1 protein-coding gene is annotated in these 3,217 nt (G+C 62.0%); it reads right to left on the bottom strand.

The window, feature by feature from the left end:
• A partial coding sequence (locus ABX749_RS27240) for a putative Ig domain-containing protein (protein WP_372898799.1) occupies positions 1-3,217 on the bottom strand: 3,217 nt, incomplete at both ends.

Raw genomic sequence — 3,217 nt, 5'->3', positions numbered from 1 at the left:
CTCGCTGTGAGTTTCGGCGAATCCCAACAGATCGAACGAAAGCACAGCCAAAGTACCCGCCGGGATTGCGTTCAAATCAATTTGCACCAGCAAGCGATCCCCCGAAATGGTTCCACCCAGATCGGCGGACGGATCGACGGAATCGGCGTCGCCCACCGGTACCGACGAAGCTGCCGTGTACGGTCCGTCGGAGGCGATGTTGAGCAGTGCGTCGCTGTTGCCGATGGCCAGTTGACCGGCCAGCGGCGCCAGGGACGTCGCGTCCAACAAGGCGACTTCGAAGGCATCGGGCGTTCGCGCATCGGTCGCGGCAAGGGTCAAACCCGTCACGGTGAAACGCAGGATCGATGCATCACCGGGGACAAAGAACGCTTGCCGCACAGACGTCCGCTCACCAAGCGTCTCGTGAAGGGTTGCGGTCCCATCGTCAAACGAAACGTCTCCACCGACGCTCCATTGGTCGCCCGCGGCATCGAACAGCCCGTTGCGAATGGCAAACGCCGCGCCGTCGGTCGGTGCCAGCGAGATCGGAATCAGCGTCGGCGGATCGACCGCGGGCACGGGTTCCGGCGCCGGTGTGATGCGCGTGTCGGTTCCCGTCGACGGATCGACCGGGGTCTCCATCGTGGGCGGCGTCCCCGAAACCGGATCCGGCTGGTAGATCGGAAACAGCGGATCGGTCACGAATCGATCGGTCAATGACAAGGCGGCGAAATCGGACGTGAACCCGAAGTTGGCGGCCAACAACTGGGAATCCGCGACGGTGATCGCACCATCGGAATCAAAATCCGCGTAGGGGTTGTATTCCAGATCGCCGACAAAGGTGCCAAACGACTCGAAGATCAATTCGCTGTCGAGACCATCGACGGCGCCGTCGCGGTTGATGTCACCGACGACATCCAGGAACAGTTGGTAACGCCCGTCGTCGTCGTCTGACGCTCCGCGGACGTCCAGCACATACTGATCGGCGCGATCGATCGCGAACAACGCGACGGTACGGTCTTCGTCGACGCTCCGTGCGATCGGTGAAAGCCCGGCGATGCTCGGTGTTCCCGCAACAAACGGACTTCGATACCTTTCCACCATCGCCCGCACCCAGACGACTTGTTCGCCGGTCGAACGCAACTGGTCTTGATCGATCGTAAAGGCATATTGGTGTGCCTGCCCGGCTTCGAGTTCGTTGATGATTTCGGCGCCGCTGAAATCGATCGCCCGGCCGAGATCACCGGTCAGGGGAAGCCCGCTGGGGTAAGAAGTGTTTTCGCCACCGATGCCGGTCGCCACCGTCAACGCGCCACCGCTGCGCGACTCGTAACCGTAGCGATGCAGGGAGACGGGCGGATCTCCGGTCGGTGGCACTGCGACCGCGGCGACTTCGATCAGCCGACCGGCGTCGTCATAGACGTAGTGCAGATCGCCGAGACTGGAAAGCCCGGCCGGCAGTCGGATCGATTCCACACGCCCGGCGTCGTCGGTGACGATCGGAATGAACGTCCCGTCGGAAAAACTGATCCCGCTGTCGCTGAAGTGCCAAACGTCACCGTCGGGCCAAACCTGCCGCGCCAAGCGACCGTTTCCGTCCAGCACGTCGACTTTTCCGCTGGGGTACGTCAACCGATAGGCCTGGTCGCCCAACACGTCGTTCGCCGGATGATAGGGCTGGCCGGTTTCCTGGTCATAGTAGCGATTGCCACCGGCGACGAGCAATCGATCGAGTGATTCAAGTGCAAAGTCGACGCCATCATCGGCCACCCAGTTCGGCCGGTAGAACAAGAGCGAGTCGTTCTGGTCGAACGGCTGGACGGCAACCGGTTCGAACGTGAATCCCCCGCGGGTCCCATCGGGCAAATCCAGATAAACGCGGTCACCGGCGGACAGCGCGGAATAAATGCCGATCGATTCGAGGGCGATCGGATCGCCGCCACCGGCGCGTTGCTGCGGCGTGATACCGAGCTGCAATCGAGTTTCGCCGAACGTGAAACGCCAACCGTCGCCGAGTCGTCCGGTCACGTTTTGCGCGAGTGAATCGTACTGTCGGGCGAACTCAAACGTTTTCCCGCCCACCACGATCGTCGCATCGACGTCCGTGCGGACAAAGGCGTCGGATTTCACTGCCGAATTGATGGCCAGATCGATCGTCGTTTCGCTGCCCCGGCCGCTGATGTCGCGTGCCGACAGCCGCAGCGTGTAAATGCCGTTGGCAATCGTGGCCGGATCAATCGTCGTCAACACGAATCCGTCACCGGTCGATTCACCTTCGACCAGTGGGCGGAAATCATTCGAACCGCGTGATGCGATCTCCAGTACCCAGTTGTCGAGATTGACGTCGACGACCGACGCGATCAGATCGAGCGGTTCGGTCGCCGTCGTCACGCCACCGAACGAGAGCGCCAGTTGAGGAGGAGTCTTGTCGGCGGAATCTCGTACACGAAGGGTTTCGGTGGTCGAACCGACAAACCCGTCCACATCCGTGGCGGTCGCGACCAGCGTTTGTTTCCCGGGAACTCCGGCGACAATCTCGCCTCGTCCGTTGGCATCCAACGCGACCGGCACGCCGTCCAGCGTCAGCCCCAGCGAATCAATCGGTGCGAAGCCGTCGGCGATCACGTCCACCCGTACGGTTTGCCCGGGCAATGCGGGGAAACTGGGTGTGGTGACGATGCGGACGTCGGGCAGCTGCGGCGTCGCGACCGAATCGATCACGATGGTGTGCTTGGTTTCGGCCAGACCGTCACTGGCACGGGCGTCGATGATCGTGCGTCCGAGTTGTCCAGGGTTCGGCACCCAAGTGATTCGTCCGCTGGCCGGATCGAGTTGCGCGCCGGTGGGTAATCCGTACGCAGAGAAGGTCAACGTGTCATCAAGATCGGGATCGGTTCCAGCGATCGTGAAATCGAGCAAGTTGCCCACCACGACCTGGTGATGGCGACTCTCAATGACCGGCGCGCGATTGACGTTTTCGACCACGATCGGGACGGTGATCGAATCCGATGCGGATTCGGAATCGGTCAACGTGAAGGTGACGTGGTACGTCCCCGCTTGGTCGTACCGCGGTTGCCATCGAAACACTCCCGTGCTGGCGTCAAAGAGTGCACCGCCGGGAACATCGCTGGCGGTCAATTCGAGGGATCCGCCGTCAAAGTCCGCGCCGGTGACTTGGAACTGTGCAAAAACCCCTTCCCGAGCGTATTGGGCGGCGGGGAAGGCCAGTCGCGGG

This window comes from Stieleria sp. (assembly GCF_041595215.1).
Lineage (GTDB): Bacteria > Planctomycetota > Planctomycetia > Pirellulales > Pirellulaceae > Stieleria > Stieleria magnilauensis.
Note: the sequence above shows the minus strand (reverse complement) of the source record. Positions and strands in the feature narration are given on the sequence as shown.